Source organism: Crassaminicella indica (assembly GCF_019203185.1).
In the GTDB taxonomy this organism is placed as follows: Bacteria; Bacillota; Clostridia; order Peptostreptococcales; family Thermotaleaceae; genus Crassaminicella; species Crassaminicella indica.
In genome coordinates, this window is the sequence record NZ_CP078093.1 from 1588525 (window position 1) to 1614887 (window position 26363).

15 protein-coding genes are annotated in these 26363 nt (G+C 29.9%); all 15 read left to right on the top strand.

Translation table 11 applies throughout. From position 1 onward, the window contains the following. Positions 1-71: 71 nt before the first annotated feature. The 15 genes from KVH43_RS07580 (at position 72) to KVH43_RS07650 (ending at position 26294) form a co-directional block, all read left to right on the top strand. On the top strand, positions 72-896 hold the full coding sequence (locus KVH43_RS07580) for a DUF4430 domain-containing protein (RefSeq protein WP_218281957.1): 825 nt from the start codon (positions 72-74) through the stop codon (positions 894-896). 195 nt (positions 897-1091) lie between these two features. Beyond that, complete coding sequence (locus tag KVH43_RS07585; RefSeq protein WP_218281958.1) at positions 1092-5756, top strand: outer membrane protein assembly factor BamB family protein; 4665 nt, start codon at positions 1092-1094, stop codon at positions 5754-5756. Between the two features lie 21 nt (positions 5757-5777). Then, a complete protein-coding gene (locus tag KVH43_RS07590) occupies positions 5778-7331 on the top strand; it encodes an Ig-like domain-containing protein (protein WP_218281959.1) in 1554 nt (517 codons plus the stop codon). Between the two features lie 69 nt (positions 7332-7400). Further along, the gene (locus KVH43_RS07595; RefSeq protein WP_218281960.1) at positions 7401-10763 is read left to right on the top strand and encodes an S-layer homology domain-containing protein; all 3363 of its coding nucleotides are present in this window, start codon (positions 7401-7403) and stop codon (positions 10761-10763) included. Between the two features lie 410 nt (positions 10764-11173). Beyond that, positions 11174-12424, top strand: coding sequence for an S-layer homology domain-containing protein (locus tag KVH43_RS07600; RefSeq protein WP_218281961.1), 1251 nt, complete (start codon positions 11174-11176; stop codon positions 12422-12424). Positions 12425-12433: 9 nt separating this feature from the next. Next, entirely contained in the window at positions 12434-12607 is a 174-nt protein-coding gene (locus KVH43_RS07605) for a hypothetical protein (protein WP_218281962.1), read from the top strand. Positions 12608-12664: 57 nt separating this feature from the next. After that, positions 12665-12883, top strand: coding sequence for a hypothetical protein (locus tag KVH43_RS07610; protein ID WP_218281963.1), 219 nt, complete (start codon positions 12665-12667; stop codon positions 12881-12883). Positions 12884-13029: 146 nt separating this feature from the next. Beyond that, positions 13030-13968, top strand: coding sequence for a DUF4430 domain-containing protein (locus KVH43_RS07615; RefSeq protein ID WP_218281964.1), 939 nt, complete (start codon positions 13030-13032; stop codon positions 13966-13968). Positions 13969-13976: 8 nt separating this feature from the next. Further along, positions 13977-14861 carry an energy-coupling factor transporter transmembrane component T gene (locus KVH43_RS07620; RefSeq protein ID WP_218281965.1) on the top strand — a complete coding sequence of 295 codons (885 nt, stop codon included), beginning with the start codon at positions 13977-13979 and terminating at the stop codon, positions 14859-14861. After that, positions 14834-16414, top strand: a complete 1581-nt coding sequence (locus KVH43_RS07625; RefSeq protein ID WP_218281966.1) for an ABC transporter ATP-binding protein — start codon at positions 14834-14836, stop codon at positions 16412-16414. Before KVH43_RS07620 ends, KVH43_RS07625 begins: the two co-directional genes overlap by 28 nt. A gap of 1 nt (position 16415) precedes the next feature. Beyond that, positions 16416-17045 (top strand): ECF transporter S component, encoded by a 630-nt coding sequence (locus tag KVH43_RS07630; RefSeq protein ID WP_218281967.1) that lies wholly within the window; start codon positions 16416-16418, stop codon positions 17043-17045. Positions 17046-17047: 2 nt separating this feature from the next. Then, positions 17048-17899 (top strand): prenyltransferase/squalene oxidase repeat-containing protein, encoded by an 852-nt coding sequence (locus tag KVH43_RS07635; protein WP_218281968.1) that lies wholly within the window; start codon positions 17048-17050, stop codon positions 17897-17899. Positions 17900-17988: 89 nt separating this feature from the next. Further along, entirely contained in the window at positions 17989-22767 is a 4779-nt protein-coding gene (locus KVH43_RS07640; RefSeq protein WP_218281969.1) for an S-layer homology domain-containing protein, read from the top strand. Positions 22768-23206: 439 nt separating this feature from the next. Then, on the top strand, positions 23207-24586 hold the full coding sequence (locus tag KVH43_RS07645; protein ID WP_218281970.1) for an alanine/glycine:cation symporter family protein: 1380 nt from the start codon (positions 23207-23209) through the stop codon (positions 24584-24586). A gap of 343 nt (positions 24587-24929) precedes the next feature. Next, on the top strand, positions 24930-26294 hold the full coding sequence (locus KVH43_RS07650) for an aldehyde dehydrogenase family protein (RefSeq protein ID WP_218281971.1): 1365 nt from the start codon (positions 24930-24932) through the stop codon (positions 26292-26294). The last annotated feature ends 69 nt before the right edge of the window (positions 26295-26363 follow it).

Consider the following 26363-nt stretch of genomic DNA (forward strand, 5'->3'; position numbering starts at 1 on the left):
TGCACTTCATAGTTTAAATAGGTGCAGTCATTGGAAAATATTCAGAGTAGAAAATGAAAGGGAGGATAAAAATGAAAAAAATATTTTCGTTTATATTAGTATTAACACTTGTTTTAAGCTTTGCAGGTGTACAAGCCTTTGCAACAGAAAATATTACAGATATTACCTTTGAAGATGGAAATGATTTTACTCTTGGTAAACAATTATATGATATGGAGGAAATAAAAGTTGTAGGTTTGACAGCTAATCATAAGAAAGTAGCTATTAACGATACAAAAAATATTCAATGGAGAACTTCAAATCCGGGTGTTGTTAGATTTTTTGATGATAATTGGAATGAAGTGAATACTATAAATGGAAAAGATACAGTAAATGTTTTAATTGTAGGAAAAGGAAAAGCTAAGATAGAGGTTACTTACAAAGGATTATATGTTCATAGCAATGTATATGTATCTGGCAATGGAGAAGCAAGTGTAGAAAACATTAAAATGAATGTAAATGGTGAAAAAACAGGTAAATTTGAGGTTAAAATCCAAAGATTAGAAAACTTTTCGCTAAAGAACATTTATGGAAGAAGTTACAATGATTCTGGAGTGATGAAGGATAAAGTTACTGCATTACATGCATTTTTGTATGCTCTAGAATATTATCATGATTCAGATGGGTGTATTGCTGTGACTGATCCTAATTGGGATTGGGATTGGGTAAGCAGAAATGTAAAAGTTGGTTATAATGGTGCATTTGTACAAAAAGTAGGGTTGGATGAAAATTATGGAATGACTGGCTGGATGTATAAAGTGAATGGAGAAATGCCTATGCATGCAGCTTCTCAACATGAATTAAAGAATGGAGATAGAGAATTGTGGTTTTTTGGTACATGGGGAAAAAGTAAATAAAGGTTGAATAATTTCTGAATATTTTCCATTTGCTTTATTAAGGAGAATTAGAAAAAACTAATTCTCCTTATAGTTGTTTAAAAAATATGGTATTAAAATTAAACAGCTGTTAGTGAATAGAACTAATACTTATAAAGAATCTTTAAAATTATTAGAGATGACTTTTTATAAAATAAAAAGGGGGAGGTTTAGTTTATGAAGAAAAATAAAAAGATTTTTAGTATTTTTTTAACTTTAGTAATTATATTTACAATATTTTTTTCATCTTTTGCTAGTGGAATTTATATAGAGCCTATTAAAAGAAATTATACTGGAGGAGAAAAAATAGATCTAACAGCAGATTTGTATGATGGAGAAAAAAAGGTTACTAGTGGTATTGATTGGTATTATTTTGATAATGACAAAAAGAAACATATTATTACAGGAGATAGTGATAATATTGAATTTATTGTACCTAATAATATGATAGATAAAACTGTTTCTACTGTAGTATATGCAGTATATAATGGTAATTCACAAAAAATTTCTATAGATATTGCTCCTCAAGCACCAGTTGCTTCAGAGCCATTAAAATTAGTTGAAGTAAGTCCTGTAAAAGGTGTATCAGGAATAAAAACAAACAGGGAAATAAGTCTTACCTTTAATAAAGCAGTAGTATTAAATGAAGAGTGCGGTGGATCACCTAAAGTGATTGTAAGGTATGATAAAGAAAAAGATGGGATATTAGATGATTTTTATCCTAATGGATTAGTTTGTATGGGAATGAAAAAACATAAATTATTGTTTAGTGAAGATAAACCAGAAAAAGTGGTGATACAATTATGTGATAAAGCTGGTAATCCTATTGAACTTGAAAAAGATCATAAATATGAAATTGCTATTTCTGGAAATTGGATTAAAGCAAAAAATAGTGATGAAAAATTTGAAGGAATAGGAATGAAAAAAAGGGGAGAGTGGATTTTTGACACAAAACAAACATGTGAATCTTTAAAGCTTCTATCAAAAATTCCAGTTAATGGAGCTAAAAAAGTAAAAAAGGATGCAGAAATAGCTCTTATATTTAATCAACCTGTTGAAATAGGAAAAGGCTTTGAAAATTTTATGCCACCTAAAGTAACATTGTACTATGATGCAGATTCAGTTAATAAACCTGATACAAAATATAATCCTAATATTTTTAATCAGCTTATCTTTGATAAAGAAAATCCAGAAAAAGTGATAATTAAAATAAAGAAGAATAAAAGAGAGGAAAAATTACTCGAAGAAAATCATGTATATGCATTAGAAGTAGCTAAAGGCTGTATTCAAGCTAAGAATACTGGTGAAAAATTTGAAGGGATAAAAAAAGGAGAGTGGATTTTTGATACAAAACAAAATGATATAGATATTATAGTAGAAAGATTTTACATATATAAGGGAGAAGCTATTAAATTAAAGGTAGAAAAAAATGATAAAAAAATAATATGGAAATCATCTGATCCTAAGATAGCTAAAATAGATGAAAATGGAGTACTTACAGGACTAACTAAAGGAAAGGTAGAAATTGAAGCTTTTGTAGAAGGAGAAGAGGATAAAAAAGGTTCTGTTGAAATGACAGTATTAGAATATAAGCCAAAAACAATATATATATATAGGCAAGATAAAGATTATAGGATGAATGCGGGCGAAAGTAAGAAACTTTATATTCAGGCAGTAAGTGAAAACGGCCAGGTGATAAAAGACTATAAGCTTGTAAAATGGTATTCTTCGAATACTGATATATTGACAGTAGATAAAAATGGCTTAGTAGAAGCAAAAAAAGGAGGCTATTCTACAGTACATGCAGAAGTGCTTGCAAATTCTCAGGTTAAAGCTACAAAAATAATTGAAGTAAGAGATAAAGTTTTGAAACAATTAGTGCCTCAGTGGAGATATATATTAGATAAAGGTTATCAAAGGAAAGGTCATCCTGTTGTTAGCTCTGATGGTTCAGTATATATATTATTAAATAGAAGAATATTAGCAATAAATAGTAATGGAACGAAAAAAGAAACCTTTAAGAATATAATTCAAATAGATAGTGAACCTATTGGGATAGAAAAAATTGATGGTAAAGAATATTTATTGGCAACTAATGAGAGTGAATTATTATTAATAAATCCACAAACAGGAAATGTTGAATGGAAAGCAAAATTAAAAGACCGTATAGTGTCTAAGCCAGCTGTTGATTCTAAAAATGGAAATATTTATGTATTGTGTTGTGATGACACTAATGATCATAGAACAGTATATGCTATTAATAAAAATTCAGAAAAATATTTATGGAGATATGATGTAGGAAGTTGGCATAGTAGTGAAGATGTCAAGGGGATAAGTATTGATGAAAAAGGAAATATATTCATCGTAACGGGTAACAAAATTTGGATATTTAATAAAGCTGGAAAGTTTTTGTGGAATTTTAAAAATCCAAATAATAGAGAATTTAAAAGCTTAGTAACTATCGGGGAAAATAATACAGCTTATATAATAGATTCGAATTATAATAGATCAGATAATATTTTGTTTTCTTTAGATATAGATCAAAGACGTGAAAAATGGAGAAAAAAATTTGACGATATTAAAAGTAAACGACCATTAATAGATAAGAATGGAAATTTATATATTTGTGCTCAGCATGAAGGAAAGTATAATTTATTACAATTAAATCCTCAAACAGGTGATGTAGATGCAAAATATGATCCTTGTGGAGCATATGCATTAATCGGAGAAAATGGCTATTTGTATTCTAGCGAAAATGTTTTTGATAAAGATCACAATATACTTTCTTATTATTATGAAAAGGTTGGTAATAAACCTCATCCTGAATTTGAATTAGGAAGAAATGGATTGATTTATAGAACATTGGAAGGAGAATATGATTTTGAAATAGGTGCTATAGAAGCTGTAAAGTTATGTGATGCTACAGATACTAAAATTTCTGGTTTGAGAGTTTTGAATAAGCTTCCTATAGATATGTTTGTAGGAGATGAGATGAAAATTGCTGCAGGAGCAGTGAATAAGAATGGAGCATTTATAAAGGGCGTGGAGCTTGAATGGCAATCTGAAAATACAGATGTTGCTACAGCAGTTTATGGTAAGATTACTGCAAAAAAAGTTGGGACAGCAAATATTAGTATAAAAGTTAAAGATAAAGAGATTAGAAAAAGTATAGAAGTGAAAGTAAAAAAAGCACCTATTCCTAAAAAAATGTATTTTGTATATAGCAATCTTGTAGAACATCCTAAAAAGATAGAAAAAATAACTGGTTACTGTGGCGAAAGCTTGCCATCGGCATATATTTTCATAGAAGATCAATATGGTAATTTTATGACAAAACAGCCAGTTACATGGTCTGTAAGCAAACAAGGAATAATAGGCTATAAACTTTATGATACGGGCAGTGGCGTTCATGAAATAAAATATCAAGCTGTTTTATCAGCTCAAAAAGCTGGTGAGACGATGTTGAAAGCAAGCTTAGATAGCAATCCTAATATTTATTGTGAGATTCCTATAACAATAAAATCTAAACGTTCTGATACTATATGGGAGCATAAGATTGAGTACGATCAAAGCGAGAAAAATAAAAATTGTTATCATGTAATGGGTAAGAAAAATGAAATTTATTACACCACTAAAAATAAACTAGCGGCAATTAGTAAGGAAAATGGGAAAAAGTTATGGGAATCTGAAATAAAAGGTGAATTTGGTGCTCCTCAAGTTAGTGAAGATGGTGATATCTATATATTTGCAAATGAGAAGGTCTATAGGGTAAATCACGAAGATGGAAAAATGTTAGAAAAATTCAATACATCTTCGAAAGTTAAAAATCTAATTATTGCTGATGATTGTATTTATGTACTTAATAATGAAAACAAATTATATAAATTAGATAATCAATTAAATAAAATATGGAAAACTCCTTTAAATGTAGGGGAAAACTATGGATTGCTTCTTGTTAATAATAAGCTGTATATCTCTAAGGAAGATAAAATATACAATATTACAGAAGATGCACATATGAAACTTGTTTATGAAGATGAACACACCGAATTATGGTTAGAAGCATCAACGAAAGATGGCGATTTGATTATTCAAAAAAATAATTTAGGTAATTATAGTCTTATATCTATAAATAATGAAGGAAAAGAAAACTGGAAATATGAAAAACTAAAAGGAAAAGTTGGAGTAGGCTGTGATGAAAATAGCAATGTTTATGCTGTAGAGATTAATACTGAAGCAGAAAAAGAAATCTATTATTTAGATCAGAATGGTAAAGAGAAGGTTAAAACTACATTTGTAGATACAAATGATAGTTGTTTTGATGGGGTATATAAAGTTGTTGTTGGAAAAGATGGCACAGTATATATTACTACAACAAAAATCAATGCTTTTTCTCCAAAAGGAGAATGTCTATGGCAGAAGACGTTATTTGGAGCATTTACTATATATATACCTCAGAGCATTACTGTAGATGATAATGGAATTGTGTATATTGGTGCTGGTAGAAGAGGAGTTTTGGCTTTAAAAGGTAGAGAACAAACAGGTGTTCAAGTATCGATTAAAGGTAAAGAAACTGTGGCTTTAAATACTTTTAAAGATCTAGAAGTTGAATTGATTAATCATGAAGAAGGGAAGGATATTGATTTAAAAATTACTTTGGAGGATATAGATGCTAAAAAAGCATTAAGTGAAACTCATTTTGAAGATGAAATTAAAGCAGATACAACGAATATTTATAAATTTGGTGTAAAAATACCTAAAGAAGGAAACTTGAAAGTAAAATTAGAGATTTTTGACAGAAAAGATAAAAAATTGATATGCCAAGATGAAATAAACTTATAAAAGAGAAAGGAGGATTATATAATGAGGTATATGAAGAAGTTGTTAGCTTTTAGTATTACCTTTTGTATTATTTTTAGTATAAGTATAACTCCTGTTTTAGCAGATAAAGAAGTTAAAAAAGCTACTATTGAAGATGTTGAAAAAGCCATAGACATGACCTTGAATTACTATAAAACTAGAGAACAAATCAATAATGATTGGGAAGCATTTGCTATAAATGCAGTAGGTGAAGATGTAGAGGATAAGTATGGAACGAGTGGAAAGACATATTTGACTCTTTTAGAGGAAGAAATTAGAAAAAATGGTGTAGGAGGTCAAATGACAGACTATGAAAGAAGAGTATTAGGAATTGTATCAGCAGGAGGAGACCCTACTAATTTTGCAGGTATAGATTTAATAGATAAGATTATTAGTTGGCCTGATTTGAGTCAAGGAATTAATGCTCCTATTTTTGGATTGATTGCGTTAGATGCATCTAATGCAATTGTTTATGATGGCGCGAAGCATACAAGAGAGTCATTTATTGAATATATTTTAAATCATATGAGTGGTGATGGTTGGAATTATAATGAAGGGGATATTCCAGACCCTGATATGACTGCTATGGCTCTTTATGCTTTGGCTCCTTATAAGAATAGACCTCGGGTAAAAGAAGCTGGAGAAAAGGCAATAAAATGGCTAAGCGAACATCAATTAAATAATGGTGGTTATAAATCATGGGGAACAATCAATTCAGAGTCTTGTGCTCAGGTAATATGTGGTTTGACAGCTTGGGGGATAGATCCTCAAGGTCCAGATTTTACGAAAAAAGGTGGAAATGTTGTAACAGCATTTTTAGATTTTCAAGTGAAAGAAGGAAAACAAAAAGGACAATTTATGCATGTAAAGGAATATGGTGCTGATCCTGGAATGGCTACCCAACAGGCACTATATGCATTAGCAGCTTTAAAGGATTATATGAATAAGGGAAAATCATCTATTTTTTATAAAATAATTTCTAATAGCAGTGGATCTAAAGAAATTACTGCTTTGGAAATATATCCAGATAGGCTTGAATTGGAAACGGGAAAAACTTTTAAGCTTGGAGTAAGAAATCAAAATAATAGGTTTATAAGCAATGATAATGTTGAGTGGATGATTACTAATAAAGATGTAGCCACTATAAATGAGCATGGGGTATTGCATACATTAAATAGTGGAAAGACAAATATTATTGTGAATTTAAAGGATCATGAGAATATAAGAGATATGATTGAAATAAATGTAATCAGGCAAGATTTTAAGATTGAAAAAATTAAAGGATGCGATGATTCTAAAACAAATAAAAATGTAGAATTGAAGATTACAAATATTTCAGATGAGGAAAAGGATGCTGTATGTATTGTAGGATTGTATGATAAGGATACGCATCAACTGATTCAAATGAATTATATTTCAAAGAAATTTTTACCTCATGCGAGTCATTATATTAAAGCAGGCTTCGATATTCCAGAAGAAGGAAATTATGAAATAAAGGTAGTGGTATGGGATAATTGGAATAATAGAAGACCACTTGATGAAGCTGTGATTCAATAGAACAGATATATTTTGTCATTCATGAGGTAATTTTTTACCTTATGAATGACATTACAAAGGAGGAACAAAATGAATAGGATAATGAAAAGTGCATTGCCTGTACTAATTGCTTTTATGATGCTTTTTACTATTATACCTTTAGGTTATGCTCATGATGATTTGACTATAAACCTTAATCATGAAGGATTGAATGTAATAATAGATGGGAATACATTACCTAAAACCTTTGTAAGTCTTGTGATCAGAAGAATAGAAGATGGAGATAAGATGTATGCTGATCATATAAAAGCAGATGCTCAAGGGAATTATAAATTTCGTTTTAAAATAGATGTAGGAGAATATGAAGCTATAGTAAGTAGCAATGGCATACAAAAATCAAAAGAATTTTTTATCAAAGAAGGAAGTGTTGCAACAGCAACTGTACGTGTAGAAGGTAAGAATAAAACATTAGTACCATTAACTGAAGTACAAATTCAGAATGGAGAAACTTCTCTTTTGACTGCTATAAAAAAAGCATTTAAGAAAAATGGTACTGAGTATGAAATGAAAGGAGAAATGATCTATAAAATAGCTGGAGAAGAAGGATGGCAGTATATAATTAATAATCGAGGCGGTATGGCTGTTCCAAGCACTAAGCTTCATGATAAAGATGAGATTGTTCTGATCGATGATAAGATATTAAATCCAGTAATAACAAAGCTAGAAGCTTCAAAGATCCAATTAAATGCTGGAGAAGAATTATCAGTTATATTAAAAAAAATAGATAGTACAGGTATGACTCCAGTAAAGAATAAGCCGATTTATTTTGGAAATCAAGTAAAAAATACAGATGAAGAAGGAAAGGTAGTATTTAAGGTATTAAAAGCAGGAGAATATACTATTAATTCTCCACTGACAGGAAGCTTGATAAGACCTGTACCAATAGAAGTAAATGTAAAAGGTTCTGACAGTTCTGATGAAAGTGGAGGAAAACCAAATGTAGGTAAAAATATTTCTGTATATATGAGAATAGAAGGATACAGGGGAACTATTTTTGACGGGAAAATTCACTTTAATCCAGAAGAATATAAAGATGAAAATGGAAGATATACAATAACTGATATTGATGGAAATAAACATACAAATGATAGACCAACAGTATTATTGGCGACAATTGTTGCATTAAATCAAGCCGGAATAGGAGATCATCGAATATGGACAAATGATAATTATATAGCGCGAATGGCAGGAGAAGAGGAATTTGATTTTAAAGATGAACATCGAACTTGTGGATGGATGATTAGATCAAATGATTTGCTGATTCCTATAGGAGTAGGTAAATATGAAATACACGATGGTGATGAGATTGTTTGGATATATACAGCTATGGATGCTTATACAGGATATATAGATGTATCTTCAACTTCTCTTAAAACAGGAGAAAAGCTTACGGTAACAGTAACTGCTAAGTCAAATAGAGATCAAGATATAGGAGGATATGGAATAAAGTCGTTAGTAGAAGGAGCTACTGTATATGTAGGAAATCAAACTTATATAACAGATAAGGATGGAAAAGTAGAAATTCCAATGAATAAAGCAGGAACATATGAAGTATATGCTATAAAGTTAGATAAAAATTCTAAACATGCAGGATATTATTTCCCATTAGTATCTAGAACTGAAAAAATAAAGGTAAATGTTACTGGAGAAAATAAAGTTGATAAAAGTATTATTGGAAATGACGAATACATTAAAATGTATAACAGAGTAACAGATCCAAATGCAAGTGAAAAAGATGTTACAGAAGCAACAAAAGAAGCAGGAAATAAATTAGAAGAAAAGGCTAATGAAATAAAAACAGAAAAAGATGCACAAAAAGTAGTAAGTGGTGCTAAGGATGTTGCAAATATTATAGAAAAAGCAGCTGAACGTATAACTACCCAAGAAGGAGCAAAAGAGGTAGCAAAAGAAAGTATAAAAGTAGTAAATATATTAATTAAATCAGCAGAAAAATTATCAAAGGATAGCGATAAAAAAGAAGTAAGCAAAGCTGCAAAAGAAAATATGAAAGCTGTAATAAAGGTAATAGACAAATTAAATGATACAAAAGAAATCAATAAAGTAGCAGGAGATATGATTGATGCTGCTGGAAAATTGATTCAACATGTTGGTAAAGAAAATGGAAAAGAAATTATTGAAGGTACAATCAAAGTTGCAGAAAAAGCAGTAGAAAAAGCAAGTGTAAAAGAACTTAATAAAAATCAAGTAAAAGTCGAAAAAGAAAAGGCAGTAGCAATAGTAGATACAGATAGTATAAAAGAAATAGCTAAAAATACAGTAGCTACAGTAAAAGTAATCAAAGAAAAATTAAAGAAAAATGGTATTGAAGATAAGAAAGAAATAGAAAATAAAATAACTATAGAGATACCAAAGGTAGACAAACAAGAAGTAGAAGCGAAATTAGCAAAGGATATGATGAAGATATTAAAACAAAATGATATCGAAAAAGCAGAAATAAAAACAGAAAATGCAGTATTTAACCTAACACCAAATACCTTTGATGAAAAAGAAAATAATGAAGAAATTGCTTTGATTGCAAAGACAGTTAATAGAAACAATTTAATGCCACTTGAAAGATATAAAGTACCAAAGGGCTGTATTGTAGTAGATTTTAATGCTAAGGCTAAAGATGAAGAAATAAATAGCTTTAATGAGCCGATTGAAGTAAGTATACCTTATAAAGGAAAAGTAAATAAAGGAGAAGTAGTACAAGTATTTTTACTAAAGGAAAATGGAACTATAGAAAATATGGGAGGAAAATACGACCCTGCTACAAGGATGGTAACCTTTAAAACTTCACACTTTAGTAAATACTTTGCTAAGAAGGTAAAAGAAATAAAAACAACATTTAAAGACCTTCAAGGCTACGAATGGGCAAAGGAAGCAATAGAAGCTATGGCACAAAAGGGTATAATAAGTGGTCGTGAGGAAGGTATATTTGATCCATCAGCAAACATTACAAGAGCAGAATTTGCAACACTTATGACAAAGATGATGGGTTATGCTACAGAAAACATGGAAGTACCATTTACAGATGTAGCAAAGGATGCGTGGTACTACTCATATGTAGGAGCAGCATACAAAAATGGTATTATTAGAGGTAGAAGTAATACCATATTTGATCCAAATGGAAATATAACAAGAGAAGAAATGGCAGTAATTGTTGCAAAGGTTCTTGACAAACAAGGATATGAAAAGGTAGGATTAAATGGATTAGATATATTTAAAGATAAAGAAAATATAGCATCATGGGCAAAAGAAGGAGTAAGTCTTTGCGTAAAAGAAAATATAATTAGTGGAATGGGAAATGGACAATTTAATCCAAAGAAAAATGCAAATAGAGCACAAGCTGCTATGATGCTTTATAAGCTTTACAATTTAATAAATCAATAAAAAAAAGCTGCTAGCAATTTTGCTAGCAGTTTTTAGTAAATTAATAGCTTAAATTGAAATAGTAATAGTATTTTAATATGTGTCCATTTGCAACTAAAAAAGTTGACAGCATATGTAAAACAAGATAAAATCTAGTACGTGTAAATTTTTGATATATTGTTTAAGTTATGCAATTTTAAAAACTAAATTGGTACTTATGGATAATGAAGGGGCTTTAAAACTTTTGTAAACAAAACAAATTAACTCTTTAGCCGATAGTCTATTGAAGTAATTAATAGTATCACCATGTGGTAACTTATATATAATACGAAGGTATAGTGATATGCTATATTTATTTTTGGTAAATTCACCAATTTAACTTTTTATTTTGCAGAACTAGAGTTAGAAATTATAAAATGGAGGTAAAAACAATGAAAAAATATATAAGTTTTTTATTAGTAATAATGATTATGTGTATGCCTATTACAAGCTTTGCCAATCCACTTACTGATACAATTACTAATGCAGTTGAAAAAGGAACAGATGTAGCAAAGGACATAGCAACCCATTGGGCGAAGAACTTTATTGCACAATTAGTAAAGGATGGAGTTTTTAGTGGTTATCCAGATGGAACATTTAGACCAGATGCAAACATAAAAGTATCAGAGTTTACTGTACTGGTACTTAAAGCAAATAAGATTGAAATAGAGAAAGCAGAAGGTGTTTGGTATCAAGGAGTAGTAAATACTGCGATTAATCATGGAATTATCAAACGAGGTGAATTTGATAACTATGATAGATATATAAACAGAGGGGAAATGACACGCATGATCATTCGTGCATTAAACGAAAATCCAAGCACAGGAAAAACACATTTTGCAGATGATAGTCAAATTCCTTCACACTTAAAAGGATATGTAAAAAAAGCAGTAGAATTAGGAATTATCGGAGGCTATCCAGATAACACATTCAAACCATTTGGTAATGCTACAAGAGCCGAATCTACAGTAGTAATTCAGAAAATGAGGGATTCACGTAACGGTATACTTAAACCAATAGACCCACAACCACCTGTAGTAGTTGAGCCACCTGTGGTAAAAGAGCCTTCGCCAATTACAACTATGCCAGAAAGACTATATAAAATGCCTATAAAATGCTTATTTGATCCTTCAACGGATATTAGAGAAATCAATAGAAAAATGAAAGCAATTGAATCTCATAGACAAGCGATAAAAAAAGTGATACAACAATCAAAAGAATTTATTCCTATTTACTATGGATTTGATTATAGGGACTACTCGGACTATAAATCAAAATGTAAATACTATATTGCAGGTTATAGAAAACTTGACGGAGAACTGCTTACAACAGATGAATCATTGGATATACTTATCAAAAACAATATAAAAAATCAAATCATTCAAAAATCAAGATTTTTTACTAGTGATGATTTGGTATATCTGAATGAGAAAGGAAGAAAAACTGTAAGGGGAATTATTCAGTTTAAATATACTTCTCATAATAATCCTCCAAAGGGAATAGAAGTAGGAAAATGGTATGAGCAAGATATAGAAGTTGTTTGGCATCAACCACTTTTAAATGAAGGGCAAGGCAATTGGGTTCATTCTGAAATACTTTTTGATACTACAAAATATATAGGGCAACCAAGAGAGATAAAGTAGGTGACAATTTTGAAAAAACGAAACTTAGTAGCTTTAATAATGATATTGGTATTGCTAGTTCCTCTAGCAGTACCTTTAACTGTATATGCAACTACAAGGGATGATGTTAAAATAAAGGCTGTTAAAGAGAATAGCGTATGGAGACAAAAGTTAATTTTTTCTGTGTCTTTTACTCCTTTATAAGTTGTTTCTTTTATTTTTGTTTGAGAGTGTAGTATAATGTATTTAAGGAGTGACACAATGGATAAAAATATTATGGATATACTTAATAAATTGCTTGAAGGTCAAAAGAAAATAGATGAATTAGTAGAAGGACAGAAAAAAATAAATGAAAGAATTGATAAAATAGAAGCAGAAGTAAAGGGAGAAATTAAAAGCATTAAGCATGATTTATCAAAAGTAGAAATAATTACTACAAGTAATAGTTACGATATAGCAAAATTAAAGGCTATAAAATAATAAACATTAAGAGTACATCTTGGGTGTACTTTTTGTTTTTTTTGAGGTATATTGTCTGAATTTATAGATGAAAAATGACAGAAAATGTTGAAAAATATGGAATTGGATGATAAAATCTATGTTGTAATGAACGGAGGTTATTATAGATGAAAAAATTTTTATTAATATTTTTAATGCTAGCTATAGTGTGTACTTTTAGTGGTTGTGGTGAAAAGGTAAATGTTGAAGATGGAAAAGCTCATGTGATTGTTTCAAGAGATTTTGGAAATGAAAGATTATCAGAAAAGGATGTGAACTTTTCGAAGGATGCAACTGTTATGGAAATAATGGAAGAAAATTTTGATATTGAGACTGCTTATGGTGGTGGCTTTATAAATGGGATTGATGGCTTAAAGTCAGAATTTACTGGAATGAAAGATAAAAAGAAAATCGACTGGTTTTACTATGTGAATGGAATATTATCTGAGGTAGGAGCATCAGATTATTATATAAGTCCTAAAGATATTGTGATTTGGGATTATCATGATTGGGATAATAATATTTACGGTTCGAGCATTATTGGTGCATACCCTTTAAACTTTATCAATGGTCATGATGGTAATGTATATAAAACAGAAATTTTATATACCAAAGATTATAAAAAGGAAGGGAATGCTCTTTTAGAATATTTAAAAAAGCAAGGCGTTAAAGATATAGAGAGTATGAGTTTAGAAAAAGGAGATTTAAAAAATCTAGATAGTAATTCTATTGTAATTGGTTCATGGGAAGATATTAAAAATATAGATTATATTAATGAATTTTACAAAAATGGAAGTAAATGTGGAATGTATTTCAAAGTGGATCAAGATATAAAGGGATTAAATAATAAAGGAGAAGTTGTAAAGCTATATCAAAAAGGAGCATTGATTACGTCTGTTGTAAAAGAATATGGGGGAGCAGCTAGTATGTGGCTAATCACTGGAAATGACGGAGAATGCATTAAAAAAGCAGTAAAGCTTTTATATGAAAATCCAAAGAAGGTTAAAGGAAAATTTTCTGTACTTGTGACAGATGACGAAGTAATAAATATTCCAATAAAGAATTAGGTGATTGTATGATAAAAATACATCCGTTTACAATGATAGCGTTTTCAAGTATTTTATTTTTTATGACATTAATTTATACTCATCCACTGTATAGCTTATCCATACTTGTTTTTATAATTGTTGGAACTTTGCTTTTAGGGAAAGGCAAAGAGGTTAAAACAACAATGAAATATGGGATGTATGCAGCTATATCGATTATGATTATTAATCCTTTAGTGTACCAGGGTGGAAGAACAATTCTTTTTAAGAGTCCAAGATTATTTCTTATAGGGAAGTTAAAAATTACTTTAGAAGCTTTGGCGTATGGTGGAAATATGGCATTAAAGCTATTATGTATAGTATTTATTTTTTTATTTTATGCGGCGATGACGGATCGAGATGAAACATTTAGTTTATTTTCAAAATATGCTCATAAGCTTACACTTACACTCTCTATGACTATCAATATCATTCATAGACTAAAATTAGAAATTCTTAGGGTAAAGGATGTAATGATTTTAAGAGGTGTAAATTTTAAAGAGAAAAATTTGATAAAAAGAATGAAGGCATATTATCCTATTTTAAAAGTAATATTTATAGCTTCACTAGAAGGTTCACTAGATAGAGCTGAAAGCTTATATTCTAGAGGATATGGAAAAGGGATAAGGACTTCATATTCTCAAATTAAGATGAGAAGAATAGATTATTTTATGAATGGAATAAATTTGACACTATTATTCTTACTAGTATACAGTATATATTCAAATGTTGGCTTTGTGAAATTTTATCCTACATTTCAAGGCTTTGATTTAACAGATATTAAATTTCTTATTTATATAGATATAGCCCTATTTGTAGTTATATTGTTAATTAGGGGGTGTAAAAAATGGAAATTTTTAAAATACAGGATTTAACATATTATTATCCAAGAAAGGAAGAACCTGCTTTAAAAGATATTAATTTATCTGTAAAAGAAGGAGAGTTCTTATTGCTTCTTGGAAAATCAGGTTCGGGAAAATCTACATTAGGAAGGGTATTCAATAGAATTGTTCCAGAATTTTATGGTGGAAAAATAAAAGGGAATATAACTAGTAAGGTAGATGTTGGGATGGTTTTTCAAGATCCTGAAAAACAGTTAGTGATGGATCAAGTGGAGAGGGAGATTGCTTTTGGGCTTGAAAATATAGGTATAGACTATGAAATCATGCGAAAAAAAGTAATGGAGACATTAAGCTTTTTAAATATATGGGATATAAAAGATAAAAAGACTTATGAACTTTCAGGAGGACAAAAGCAAAAGACAGCAATTGCTGCAACTATTGCAATGGGATATAAGTTTTTAGTTTTAGATGAACCAACATCTCAGCTTGATCCTGTAGCAGCAGAGGAAATTCTTCATATTTTAAAAAGAATGAATGAGGAATTAGGCTATACTATTATTCTTATCGAGCAAAGAATAGACAGATGCTTTCATTTAGCAGATCGAGTAGTATTTATGGAAAATGGACAAATTGTGTTCGATGGAGAAGCAGAGGAATTTGTAGTATTTAGTTATAAAAATGAAAAAAACTTTTCTCCAACTGTTGCAAATTATTTTGCAAGATTAGGAGAAAAGCATATTCCTCTTACAGTAAAAGAGGGAAGAAAAAAATTAAGAAAAGATTTATTATTGAAAGAAAATATAGTATTTGAGGGATTAAAAAAAGAAGCTATTCAAAACAAAGAAGCAATATCTATAAAAAAGCTTTATTTTACATATGAAAATGGAAAGGAAGCCCTAAAGGGAGTAGACTTAAATGTTTTTAGAGGGGAAGTTCTTGGGATTATGGGAGAGAATGGTGGAGGTAAATCTACCCTTCTTAAAAATATTTCAGGACTTGTAAAACCTACTAAAGGAAAGATTTTTGTCAATGGAGAAGTAGGATATCTTTCTCAAAATCCAAATGATTATTTATTTAATGATACGGTTTATGAAGAACTAAAATATACATTAGATCAAAAAGGAATAAATGATTTATCAAGAATCGAAAAAGTATGTAAAGAGCTTGATATTTTAAAGTATAAAGATAAAAATCCGAGGGATTTAAGTGGTGGAGAAAAACAGAGAGTAGCACTTGCTTCTATTCTTGTAATGGAGCCTGAAATACTGATATTAGATGAGCCTACAAGAGGACTTGATAGAGCATTAAAAGAAATATTAGGAGGAATAATACGAGATTTACAAAGAAAAGGAAAAACAGTTATTTTGGTAACTCATGATGTTGAATTTGTAGGAAAATACTGTGATAGGGTTTGTCTTATGTTTGATGGAAGTGTGGCACAGGTTGGTTCGAAATATACTGTTCTAACAGATGGTATTTATTATGCTACGCAGATGAACAAATTGTTTAGTGGATATGTTGATAAAATTCTTACCTTAGAAGATGCTGTAGCAGCAGTAGCTTCTTTGAAAGAAGGAGTTATTTAATATGAATTATGGTGTTATTTCAGCTGGAATACTGCTTGTTTCTTTCATTTATGTTTTTATATCTTACGAAAGACGAAATATTTCTGTAAAAGAAATATCATTATTAGCCACATTATCGGCATTGGCAGGGGTAGCTAGAGTTCCTTTTGTAGCTCTTCCCAATGTACAGCCTACTACTTTTTTGGTGATGATTTCAGGCTATGTGTTTGGACCAAAGTTTGGGTTTATGACAGGAGCTTTTGCAGCATTTGCTTCAAATTGCTTTTTAGGGCAAGGACCCTGGACTCCGTGGCAGATGTTAGCTTGGGGACTTGCAGGTTTTAGTGCAGGGATATTCAAAAAATTTTTCAAATATCCTTCAAGATTATTTTTTAGCATTTTAGCATTTTGTTGGGGATTTTTATTTGATTATATAATGAATTTATGGCACTGGTTATTTTTTGTATATCCTCTTAATTTACAAAGCTTTATATTTACGTATATTAATTCTTTTTATTTTGATTTGATGCATAGTGTAGGAAACTTTGTTTTTGCTTATTTATTTGGAAAGGATTTTATCAACATATTATCACGATTTAAAGACAGGATAAGCTATACTGAGATTCCTGTTGAAAAAATAAAGGAGGAATAGTAATGAGAAAAATTACAGCTTTAACTATTGCATTCATTATGATTTTTACAAGCTTTTCATTTGCTTTGGATTTCAATGCTACAGCAAAGTATTTGGAAAAGCAAAAATTAGATGAGTGGGGTATATTAGCTTTATATTCTTATGGGAAGGATGTAAAAAACAAAACCTTGAAGAAAGTGGATGCTTCTAATATTACAACAGATTATGAAGCATACATAATGGGTGCTGTACCAAAAGGGGAGGATGTTTCTTCTTATGCAAAAAAAATCATAAAAGCTCAAAGAGAAAGTGGGAAATTTGCAGATTATATAGATGGTACAGGAGAAGATTTAATCAATGCACATATATGGGGAATCATTTCTTTATATACAGCTAATAAAGAAGGCTATGACAAGAAAAAGGCTTTAGAATGGTTAAAGGAAAACCAGAATGAAGATGGTGGATTTTCAGTATTCACAGGAATGAATTATTCAGATGTTGATTTAACAGCTATGGGACTTATTGCATATAGCATATTAGGACTTGATAAGGAGCATGAAAAGGTAAAAAAGGCTATAAATTTTATTGAAAAAAATATAGATAAAAAACAAACTTGTGAAGGGGTAGCTTACTACATATTAGCAAGAACAAAATTAGGAATGGATATAGACAAAAATCTATACAACAAACTTTTAAAATATCAATTAAAAGATGGTTCCTTTAAGCATTTAAAAAGAGCTTCAAAGGGAAATTATATGGCAACTTGGCATGGAATGCTTGCTATGATGGATTATAAAAATAAGAGTTCTGTATTTACAAGACTACATGATATGAATAAGGTAAAGAATGAGAAAAAAAAGGTTGCAAAGAAATAATAGAGCGTATAAAAAATGGATATATGATTTTTTAGGTTCTTTATTACTATATTAAATATAAAAAAATATTTTATTTAAGGGAGGAAACAATGAAAAAAAGAAATATTAAATTATTAATGTCTTTTATAATGATATTTGCAATGATTTTTACAAGTATAGGAGCTAATTTTATAAATCCTTATGTTGTAAATGCAGAAGGAAATAATACTGAAGTTACTGCAAAAATTGCTGTAGTTGGAAAATATAATGAGGTTTTATTCTCTCCACAAGAAATTACCGTTTCTAATGCTGTATATGTTTCAGATATACTAAAAGCTACTGGTCTTGAAGTGAAGGAAAGTGATGCAGGATTTGTAACTAGTATAGGAGATTTTGAAAATGGAGCTGCTGATGATACATACAATATGTATAGTGGTTGGATGTATACCATTAATGATGAGCAACCTGATGATGCTCCTAGTAGAGTAAAGATTAAAGAAGGAGATAAAATATTCTTTTACTATGTGAAAGATTATACAGATGAATTTAAATGGAATAATTTTATTGATGTTAATGTAAGAGTAGAAAATAAAAATGACACAATTTTAGAAAACACTCAAGTCACTGTATTGAAGGGTAAATCTGTTCTTGCAGCTATAAAAGAGGCATTAAATAAAAAAGACATTACCTCTGATATAGATATGTCAGGAACAATCAATAAAATAAACGAAGTTGACTTATTAGCAGAAGGATTCTTTTGGGGTTATACAGTGAATGATGATCTGAATAAAAGTAAAATTTTAAATAAAGACTTTGGTGATAATTGCTTAGATGTTGATATTAATTCAGGAGATGAGATTGTAGTGTATCCAACGGATATGGCTACAATTGGGTATGCTAAAATAGAAATAGATAAAACAGAGGTTTTAGAAGGACAATCATTTACAGTAACAATATCTAAAGATGATCTTACAATGACAGGAACTTATCAAGCGGCACAAGGAGTTAATGTTCATTTTGATGGAAAAGAATACAAAACTGATGAAAATGGACAAGTTACCATTATTCCAGAAAAAGCAGGAGAATATGAAATCTATGCAGATGGAGAAGGAATTGTAAAAACAGATAAGAAAAAGATTATTGTAAAAGAAGCACAAAAAATTAGGGTGAGAGTAGAAGGAAAAGATAATACATTATGTGACAAAGAAGTATCTATAACTGATGAAAAAACAGCTTTAGATATATTAAAAAAAGCAGTAGACGGACAGATCGGATTTAATGATTTTGGTATGATAAATGAAATATGTGGAGAAAAAGCAGAATGGGGAGTAAATCAAGCGTATTGGGGATTATATATCATAAAAAACAACGAAATATCTGAGGCGAGTAAGGGGGCAAATGAGCAAACAATTGATGGAGTAGATGAAATATTATTTCATGTAAACAAATCAACAGGACTCCCTGTATTAGAATATAAGCAGGATGGAGATAAACAAAAAATAATTGTTAAATCAAATGTATGGGGAAATATTCATCTAGTAAAAGATGCAAATATAGAAATTAATGGACAAAAATATACTACAGATGATAATGGAGAAGTAGTAGTAGAATTACCAGAAGGAGAATATATTGCAACAGTATATAAAAATAATGATGGAGAATATCCAGAATTAATTAAATGTGCACAAAAATTATCAGTGAATTATAAGAATATAAAAATATTATTAGACTTAGATATGTTGACAGTAGGAAGTACACTAAATATTACAGCAAAGGTTTTTAATCAAGAGGATGAAGAACTAAAAGATGAAACTGTAAAATGGTATACAAGCAATCCAGAAATAGCAACAATAGATGAAAATACAGGAATTGTTAAAGGTATAAAAGAAGGAAAGGTTACTATTACAGGAAAACTAGCAAGTAATGAAACGATAACAGCATCAATAGATTTATTTGTAGAAGAAAAAATAACAAATAAAGTAAAAATTAATAAAGGCATAGATGATTTAAGAAAACATTACAATAAAGACAATGAGTTTAACATTACAAAAGCTTTAAGCTATAAAGCTACAAGTAATAATATTCAAAATGATTTAGAAATTATTAAAGAAAAATATAAAATTAGTAGTAATCTTGCTTCTGCTTCAGAATATGCAAATGCTATCATTGGTTTAATAGCTTTAGGAGAAGATCCAAGAGATTACAAAGGAAAAGATTATGTTAATGAATTAGTTCAATTACAAAAAGAAGATGGTAAATTTATATTAGGTAAATATGATGATTATCCAACTGTATCTGCTATTAGTATTATTGCATTAGATATGGCAAAGGCAGATTATCGAGTAGAAGATGCAGTAAAAGCATTGATGAGTTATCAGAATGATGATGGAACTTTTGGTCCATTTAAGGATATTGATACATTAGCTATGTCAATAAAAGGACTGTATAATCATAAAGATGTAGCAGGTGTCAAAGAATGCATCAACAAAGCAGTAGAAAAGCTTTTAGATGAAAAGGAAAACATAATAAATAAGAATGCTAATACGCTTGCAACTGTTATACAAGGACTTATTTCAGTTGGAGAAAATCCATTAACAAATAAATGGACTGTTGATGGAAAAACAATGTTAAATTGCTTATTTAAGTATAAAAATGGAGATACTTTCGGAAATGATTTAGCAACAGAACAGGTTTTTGCAGCTTTGGCTGATTTATATAAGAAAGAGTCTATGTATACAGGAGCTAAAATAAATAATGAAGGCTATGATGAATTATTTATACCAGTAAAAGAAGACAATACAGAAGATAGTGATATAAAAGAAGGAGATAAGGCAACTATTTCCATAGAAGGGGTTAATCATCAATATATTATATCAAAGACAGATATTGATTTAGAAAATGGAGATACTGTTTTTTCAGTAACTAAAAGGATACTAGATAATAGAGGAATTAGCTTTGAAGAAGATGATGGATATTTTGTAAAAATTAATGGATTAGGTGAAAGGGATAAAGGTGTAAAAAGTGGATGGATGTATAATGTAAATGGTGTTACTGTATCTGAAAACTCTAAAGATTGTCATGTTAAAAATGGAGATAAAATAGAATGGTTCTATACTTTAGACTATACAACAGATTCAAGAAACACTAGCAATACGAATAGTGAAGTAAAGGATGAGTTAGACAAGCAAATTGATAATGCAAAAAATATTATTGATAATAAAAATGCAACTGAAAGTGAAGTAACAAAGGCAGTTAAGGATATAACAGATCAATTAAATAAAAAGGTTGAAAAAATCAATTCAAAAGAAGATGCAAAGAGCTTTGTAAAAGATATAAAAGATATTGCAAAAGTCATGGATAAAGCTGCAAAATGTATAAAAACAGAAGATGGTGCAAAGGATTTAGCAAATGAAAGTGTAAATATTGTAAAAGGTTTATCAAAAATTACTGAAAAATTAAAAGAAGATAGCGAACAAAAAGATATAGCTCAAGCAGCAGCAGAAAATATGAAGACTATATTAAATATAATGGATAAAATAAAAGATGTAAAAGAGATTAATAAAATAACAGTAGATATGTTAGAAGCAGCAGGTACATTAATGAAAGAAATAGAGAAAGACAATAGTGAAGCAATAAAAGAAAAAGTAGTTGAAATTGCTAAGAAAGCAGTAGATTTAGTAGGGACACAAACCTTTGAGAAAAAGCAATTAAAAACAGAGAAAGATAAAGTAATAGCAAAGGTTACTGCAAGTAAGATAAAAGATTTATCAAAGAATATAGCAAAAACAATTAAGAAAATGCAAGAAAGCTTGAATAAGAACAATATTAAAGAAACGTTTGAAAAGAGATTAACAATTGCAGTAGCAGAGGATACAAATAAAGAAATAGAAGTAAATCTGCCATCAGATATGATAAAAACAATAAAAGAAAATGGTATAGAGAAGGTAGAAGTAAATACACAAACAGCTTTATTTAATGTGACACCAAAGACTTTTGGAGAAGGAGCGGAAGATAAAGAAATTGTCCTTAGTGCAAAAAAAGTAGATAGAAAGGACTTATCTGCTCTTACAAGACATAAAATTCCAGAAGATAGCATTATCGTAGATTTAAGTGCAAAGGTAGGAGAAGAAAAAATTAGCAATTTCAATGAGCCAATGATAATAAGTATTCCTTATAAAGGAAAAATAGAAAAAGGAAAAGAAATAGAAGTATTCTATTTAAGTGATAATGGCACAATTGAACCTATGGGTGGAGAATATGATAAAATTACAAAAATGATAACCTTTAAAACGGAGCATTTTAGTAAATATTTTGCAAAGAAAGTAGATAAAGAAATGGCTAATACCTTTAGAGATCTTCAAGGCTATGACTGGGCAAAAAAAGCAGTAGAGGTTATGGCTAATAAAGGAATTATTAGTGGTAGAAGTAAAGATGTATTTGATCCATCATCAAATATTACAAGAGCAGAGTTTGCAACATTAATTACAAAGATGCTGAAATATAAAGGAGAAGAAGAAATACCATTTAAAGATATAGATAAAAATCAATGGTATTATAGTGCTGTAGCAGCAGCTTATAAAAATGGATTGATAAGTGGAAGAAGTGAGACTGTATTTGATCCAAACGGAAGTATAAAAAGACAAGAGATGGCTGTGATTATTTCAAAAGTATTAAATAAAAAAGGATATGAAAAAGCAACTATTGATACATTAAATACATTCAAGGATAAAGGTGATATTGCATCATGGGCAAGAAACGGTGTAAGCCTTTGTGTAAAGACAGGTATTATTAGTGGTATAGGAGATGGAAAATTTGCTCCGACTCAAAATGCAAATCGTGCACAGGCTGCTGTGATGCTTTATAAGCTTTATAATTTGATAATGAAGTAAAGTAAAAATTATGACAAAATCCTAAGGCTTTAAGGTTTATAAAATATAAATACTTGAAGCTTTAGGGTTTTTTATAGTAATCTAATGAATAGAATATATGAAGATAAAAAAAGGAGATGAGCATATGAAACCAAAGACTAAAAAAGTTATTGCAATAACTATTGCAGGAATGATGGTGATTAGTACATTTGCTACTGTAGTCTCTATTCTCTAAAAGTATATATTTTTTTAGACGGATATGATTTTCATACGTTAAGAAAATTATATCCATTTTTATTTTTTATGTAATTTCAGTAAGTTTTTTGTACAAAGGTTTAATAGATAGAGTATTAAAATAAAATTCAAAATATTTAAAAAATAAGAGGAAATTAAAGCTAATATATGGAATATACATTTTAAAAAGATATATAAAAGGTAAAAGTAAAGGGGGATGACTTTTATGGAAGAATTTCTAGACCTTATTGCAAAGATTTCAGGATGGATTTGGGGTATGCCAATGATGATTATTTTAGTTGGCGGAGGAATATGGATGAGTATTGCTTTAGGATTTTTTCAATTTCGATACTGCCCTTTTATCATCAAAGAAACTTTTGGAAAGATTTTTGCGAAAGCTGAAGGCGAAGGAACTATATCACCTTTTCAAGCTGCAACTTCAGCATTAGCTTCTACAATTGGAGCATCTAATATTGTTGGAGTTCCTGTTGCTATAGCATTTGGAGGACCAGGAGCTATATTTTGGATGTGGCTGGTTGCAATTTTTGGATGTGCTCTAAAATTTTCAGAGGTTATGCTTGGGATAAAATATCGTGAAAAGAATGAAGAAGGAAATTATGTAGGTGGACCTATGTATTATTTATCTAAGGGCATAGCTCCTATTTTAGGAACACTATTTGCTTTTGGTTTAATGATTGAATTGATACCATCTATTGCAACACAAACTGTTTCAGTTGTTCAGACGGCAAATACGATAGGCATACCAAATATTGCAACAGGTATTGTTGTAGCAGCTATTGTAGGGCTTGTTGTATATGGTGGAATTAGAAGAATTGCACAGGTTACAGAAAAGTTGGTTCCATTTATGGCAATTTTATATTTTATTGGTGCTGTAATTATTATTCTAACCAATATTACTGAAGTTCCTGTAGCAATAGGTTTGATATTTAAACATGCATTTACACCTGCTTCAGCTGCTGGTGGTTTTGCAGGAGCTGGCATTGCAACAGCAATGAGATGGGGAATTGCTAGAGGTGTTTATTCAAATGAAGCAGGTATGGGTACTGCGCCAATTGCTCATGCTGCAGCAGTTACAGATCATCCTGCTCGACAAGCTATGTGGGGAATCTTTGAAGTAATTGTAGATACATTGATTGTTTGTACTACAACAGCCCTTGTTGTATTAACAACAGGTATTTGGAAAGAGGTACCTGCAAGTGAGGCAGCTTCTATGCCTGCTCGTGCTTTTCAAGGTCTGATGGGGGATAGTATTGGAGGAGGAATTGTTACCTTTAGTATATTGTTGTTTGTACTTTCTACAATCATTGTTATCGTTTATTATGGTGAAAAGCAAGCTGAATATCTTTTCGGAACTAAATTTTCTAAAGTCATGAGAGCTGTATATATATTATCTATTTTTTTAGGGGCTGTTGGTGGAATTGAATTTTTATATCAATTTTTGGATATTTTATTAGCAGCGATTATTATTCCAAATATGATTGGTGTTGTACTGATGACAAAAGAAATAAGGAAAATGAAAAATGAATTTTTCAATGATCCAAAGTTTTATCCAAGTGCTAAAATAAAAGACAGAAGCAGTATTTAGAAAAATTATTTGTAAAAGAAAAATACAGATGTAAAAAACTGAGAATTTTTTAAATTAAAAAAATTCTCAGTTTTTTTTATTTATGAATAGAAGTGCTAAGCTAATGTGAATATGATAAAAATTTATTTGATAAAAGGTAGAGAAAATCATATTCGATCATATAGAAAATTCAAAAAGTACAAACATATACAAAAAAATATGCATAAACAATAGCAGTTAAGTGTAATTCTAGAATTTTTTAGAAGAAATTATGAAAATATAATGAAATTATAAAAAATATATGTTACAATGTTAATGTTAAAATATTAACGTTAAAATGTTAACAACTATGGAGGGATTGAGTATGGAAGCAAAGGCTTATATTGATGCTTTAGTTGAAAAATCAAGAATTGCTCAAAAGGAATTTGAAAATTTCACACAAGAACAAGTTGATGCAATTGTAAAAGAAGTTGGTAAGGTAGTATATGACAACGCAGAAGAATTAGCAAAAATGGCTGTTGAAGAAACAGGCATGGGTGTTTATGAGCATAAAGTACTTAAAAACAAAGGAAAGTCAAAAACTATTTGGAACAGTTTAAAAGGAAAAAAATCTGTTGGCATTATAAATAGAGATGAAGAAACAGGAATCGTTGAAATTGCAAAACCAATGGGAGTTGTTGGAGCTGTTACACCTACTACAAACCCAATCGTAACACCAATGTGTAATGCAATGTTTGCATTAAAGGGAAGAAACTCTATTATTATAGCACCTCATCCAAGAGCAAAAAAATGCAGTGCAGAAACTGTAAAAAGAATTAACGAAGCACTAAAAAAACATAATGCTCCAGAAAATTTAATTCAAATCATTGAAGAACCATCTATTGAAAAAACAAATCTACTAATGAGTGCTGTTGACGTAGTTGTAGCTACAGGTGGTATGGGAATGGTAAAAGCTGCATACAGCAGTGGAAAGCCAGCTTATGGTGTTGGTGCAGGAAATGTACAAGTTATTGTAGATAGAGATGTAGATTTTGATGATGCTGCAAAAAAAATCATTGCAGGAAGAACATTTGATAATGGTATCATCTGTTCTGGAGAGCAAACTGTTATTGCTCATGAAGATGATTATGATAAAGTTATAAAAGCTTTTGAAAACAATGGAGCATACTATGTAAATGATCCAGAAACAAAAGAAAAATTCAGAAAAGCTATTTTTGTAAATGGTACAATTAATAGAGACGTAGTAGGACAATCTCCACAAAAGGTTGCAGAGTTAGCAGGTGTTGAAATTCCAGCAGATACAAAGGTAATCCTTATCGAAGCTGATGGTATTGGTGCAGAGGATGTACTTTGCAAGGAAAAGATGTGTCCAGTAATGGCTACGTTTAGATATAAAACCTTTGAAGAAGGAGTAAAAATTGCACAAACAAACCTAGAGCTTGAAGGAAAAGGACATAGTGCTGCAATTCACTCAAATAACAATGAACATATCGATTATGCAGGAGAGAATTTAACAGTAAGTAGATTAGTTGTAAACCAACCATCTTCAACTACTGCAGGAGGAAGCTTCTTCAATGGCTTTGCACCTACAACTACATTAGGTTGTGGATCATGGGGAAATAACAGTATTTCTGAAAACTTTACTTACAAGCATATGATCAACATTTCAAGAATCGGTCATTATATGGCAGATAGAGTAGCTCCTTCTGATGAGGAATTATGGGCATAATAAAATTAAACATAAATTAAAATATTTAAACAACCAATCTTTTTCAAAAAGATTGGTTGTTTTTGCTAT